We start from the raw sequence: 4096 nt of genomic DNA, 5'->3' as shown, positions 1-4096 counted from the left end.
TCAGCCAGATCGGCTACATGATGCTGGCGTTGGGCGTCGCGTCGGCGGAGCACCCAGCCGGGCTGGGTGCTGCGATGTTTCATTTGTTCACACATGCGTTCTTCAAGGCGCTGCTGTTTCTGGGGGCCGGTTCGGTGATCCACGCCGTCCACAGCAACGACGTGGCGGACATGGGAGGGCTGCGAAAGAAGATGCCGTTGACTCATGCGACGTTCTTGATTGCCACGATCGCGATTGCCGGTGTGCCACCGCTGGCCGGGTTCTTTTCAAAGGATGAGATTTTGGGCGCCGCGTTGGACGGGGAGCACCATCTGATTTTTGGGGTGGGTCTGTTCGTGGCTGCGTTGACCGCTTTTTACATGTTTCGCGTTTACATTTTGACGTTTCTGGGGGCACACAAGTCCGACGGCGCGGCGAAGGCTCACGAGTCCCCGCCGATCATGACGATCCCGTTGGTGGTGCTCGGGGTGATGTCCGTGTGCGGCGGCTGGATTGCCGTCTCGCAGTTTGTTTTGCCCGGTGTGGAACTCCACGCTCACCTGTTGGTGATGGGGTTATCGGTGGCAGCCGCGGTGGTCGGGATCGGGGCCGCATTTTGGCTTTACGGGGGGCAGACGAATCGGGCACAGTCGATGGCTGATTCGATGGGCGGCATTTATCGTCTGGTTCAGAACAAGTTCTACATCGATGAAGTCTATCTGTTGGTGACGAAGATGATTTTTCGATTCATCGCGGCTCCGGCGGCTTGGTTCGATCGCCATGTGGTGGATGCGGCGATGAATTTATCGGCGGCGGTGGTGCGTTGGTTCGGGGCTCGGTTGAACGTTCTGCAAACCGGGCAGGTTCAGACGTACGGGATTTGGATGATCAACGGGACGATTGTGATCCTGTTGTTTTTGTGGCTCGTTCAACGATAGCGCTGTTGAGCAAGGAAAAAGGCTCGGATGAGTTGGTTAAGTCTGCTGATCTTGATTCCGTTTGCGACGGCGCTGGCCGTTGTTGCGACCCCCGATTCCAAATGGTACCTGCGTCGTTGGGTTGCGCTGTTTGGCACAGGAGTGGTCCTTGCGCTGTCGTTGGTGATGAGCGTGTCGTACATGCAGGTGGTGCAGCAGCGCGGCGGCGATGCATCGGTGTTGACGATTTCGCAAATGGAATTTGAGCAATCGATTCCTTGGTTCAAGAGCATGGGGATCGAGTACCACGTCGGCGTGGACGGGATCGCGATGGCAATGATCGTGCTGACGGCGATCATCATTTTCACCGGGGTGCTGGCCAGTTGGGAGGTCAAGGAACGCTCGCGTGAGTTCTACGCGTTTCTGTTGGTGTTGGTGACGGGCGTTTTTGGCGTGTTCATCAGCGTCGATCTGTTCCTGTTCTTCCTGTTCTACGAAGTCGCCGTGTTGCCGATGTATCTGTTGATCGGCGTGTGGGGGACAGGGCGGAAGGAGTATTCTGCGATGAAGCTGACGTTGATGCTGATGGTCGGCTCGGCGTTGGTCTTGGTTGGAATGCTGGCGCTGTACCACGCGGCCGGATCGCAGACGTTTGACTTGAACAAGTTGGCGATGGTCGATTATTCGCGTGACCTACAGCAGTGGGTGTTTCCGTGCGTGTTTGTCGGGTTCGGAGTGCTGGGCGCGCTGTTCCCGTTTCACACCTGGTCGCCGGACGGTCACGCATCGGCGCCGACGGCAGTGTCGATGTTGCATGCCGGGGTACTGATGAAATTGGGCGGTTACGGCGTGCTGAGAGTCGCCGTGTACCTGATGCCCGAGGGGGCGAAACAGTGGGCGCTTTTCTTTCTGGTGCTGACGACGATCAACATCGTGTACGGGGCGTATGCGGCGATCCGGCAAACCGATTTGAAGTATTTCACGGCCTATTCGTCGGTCAGCCATTGCGGTTTCGTCTTATTCGGCCTGTGTTCGTTGAACTTGATGGGATTCAAAGGCGCCGTGATCCAGATGTTTAGTCACGGAATCATGACGGGGCTGTTCTTTGGGCTGATCGGAATGGTTTATGGCCGTTCCAAGACGCGTGATTTGACGCAGATGGGAGGGCTTTCCAAACGGATCCCCTGGTTGGCGACCAGTTTTTACATCGCCGGGTTGGCGTCGCTGGGGCTGCCGGGGTTGTCCGGTTTCGTCGCCGAGTCGACCGTTTTTCTAGGCGGCTTTTTTGGCAACCGCTGGGTCGATGCGACAACGATGCGGATCTGCACGTTGCTCGCCACGTCCTCGATCGTCGTCACGGCCGTGTATGTGTTGCGCGGGCTGAGCCGTGTGTTTCAAGGGCCGATGACCAAGCCGGCGTTCAACCAGATGCAAGATGCGACGATCCCCGAGAAACTGTGCACCGGCATTCTGGTCGCGACGTTAGCGATCGTGGGCATGTACCCGCCCGTGCTGATCGATCTGATCGAGCATGCGATTCTTCCGATCGCGAATCGTTTTTAGGACCTCCGGCGACACCACTCCAATTGATCCCATGTATATCCAACCGGAAATCATTGTCGTCGTCACAGCGTTCGCGGTACTCGGCATGGAAATGTTTCTGCCGCCGCGGCATCGAGTCCTGGAGACGCCGGTGTGCTTGTTGGGGCTGAGCACCGCGCTGGCCTCCGTCGTTTATCTGATGATTCAAGGCGATGGCAATTTCCTCGACGGCCAGTTTCTCTTTGATGGCGTGGCCGGATGGTTCAAGGTCTCGTTCTTGTTGGCGGGTCTGTTGACGGTCTTGCTGTCGGCCGATCTGCTCAACGGTCGGTTCAAGATCGTGCCGGGGCAAGACCGTGAGCTGATTCATCGGGGCGAGTTTTACACGGTGGTCTTGTTCAATCTGGTCGGATCGATGTTCCTGATTTCGGCGACCAATCTGATCAATCTGTATGTCTGTCTGGAACTGGCAACGATTCCGCTGTTCGCCCTGGTCGCTTGGCGTCGCAATGACCCGTTGTCGTGCGAGGCAGGGTTGAAGTACATCATTTTGGGCGCGACGTCGTCTGCCGTGGTGCTGTTCGGACTCGGTCTACTGTACGGGCTTTCCGGCTCGGTGGACCTGTTCACCATGGGCGACAACTTAAGTTTTGGTCCGGCAACGAAGCTGGCGATTGCGATGGTGGTGGTCGGGGTCGGATTCAAACTGACGCTCGTGCCGTTTCACATGTGGGCGGCCGATGTGTATCGCGGTGCGCCGCTTCCGGTGGCGGCGTACTTGTCGGTGGCGTCCAAGGCGGCCGGATTGGCGTTCATGTTCCAGTTGTTCTACCGCGTGCTGGGGAATGTTCTGTTGGACGTTTCGATGGCGGTTGCGGTGTTGGCGGCGGTGACGATGACCTTGGGCAATCTGGTGGCCGTGGTGCAAACCAACGTCAAACGCTTCATGGCGTTCAGTGCGATTTCGCAGGCGGGTTATCTGATCATGGGGTTTCTGGCCCCCGACGGCGCCCCGAGCATGGTGTATTACATGTTGGTCTACGTGGTCACCAACATGGTCGTGTTTGGCGTGCTGGTTTTCTATTTGAATGAAACCGGCCGCGAGGAAATCGAGGATTATCGCGGGCTATCGCGAACGAATCCATGGATCGCGTTGGTGATGATGCTGGGGCTGTTCAGCTTGGCGGGGATCCCGCCGCTGTCGGGGTTCGTCGGCAAGTTCTTCTTGTTCAGCGTGGCATCCAAGGCGGGGTTTCATTGGTTGGTCGCCGTGGCTGCCGTCAATTCGACCATTTCGCTGTACTATTCTCTGCGGATCGTGCGGCAGATGTACATCGAGCCGAGTTTTGAGAACGATCCACCCCTTCGTGCGTCGGTGTCGATCGTCACGGCACTGGGCGTCTCCACCGTGCTGATGGTGGTGTTGGGGATCGTGCCGTTTTTCTACGAAACGATTTACGAACAGACGCACAATTGGATTGCCAGTTCGCATTGAGGCGGAATTTGGCCAACGGCCATGCACAACCTTCGCGTTTGACGAGGCATTTGTGCATGGCCGTTGGCCAATCCCTCTCGTTCTCGTTTGAGGACCTTGGGCGATGCCCAAGGCTATGGATGTAAACGGCCGTTGGCCGAAAACATTCACTCAGAACCGATCT

3 protein-coding genes are annotated in these 4096 nt (G+C 57.3%); all 3 read left to right on the top strand.

The window, feature by feature from the left end; genetic code table 11:
- The coding region (locus ABX749_RS24530) for a proton-conducting transporter membrane subunit (protein ID WP_372898310.1) at positions 1–917 on the top strand (917 nt) is incomplete at its 5' end.
- A gap of 27 nt (positions 918–944) precedes the next feature.
- Complete coding sequence (locus tag ABX749_RS24525; RefSeq protein WP_372898309.1) at positions 945–2459, top strand: NuoM family protein; 1515 nt, start codon at positions 945–947, stop codon at positions 2457–2459.
- A 31-nt stretch (positions 2460–2490) separates the two neighbouring features.
- Positions 2491–3933 (top strand): NADH-quinone oxidoreductase subunit N, encoded by a 1443-nt coding sequence (locus ABX749_RS24520; RefSeq protein WP_372898308.1) that lies wholly within the window; start codon positions 2491–2493, stop codon positions 3931–3933.
- Positions 3934–4096: the final 163 nt, after the last annotated feature.

It is taken from the genome of Stieleria sp. (assembly GCF_041595215.1).
GTDB classification, from domain to species: Bacteria; Planctomycetota; Planctomycetia; order Pirellulales; family Pirellulaceae; genus Stieleria; species Stieleria magnilauensis.
This window is presented reverse-complemented; position numbering and strand designations above follow the sequence as displayed.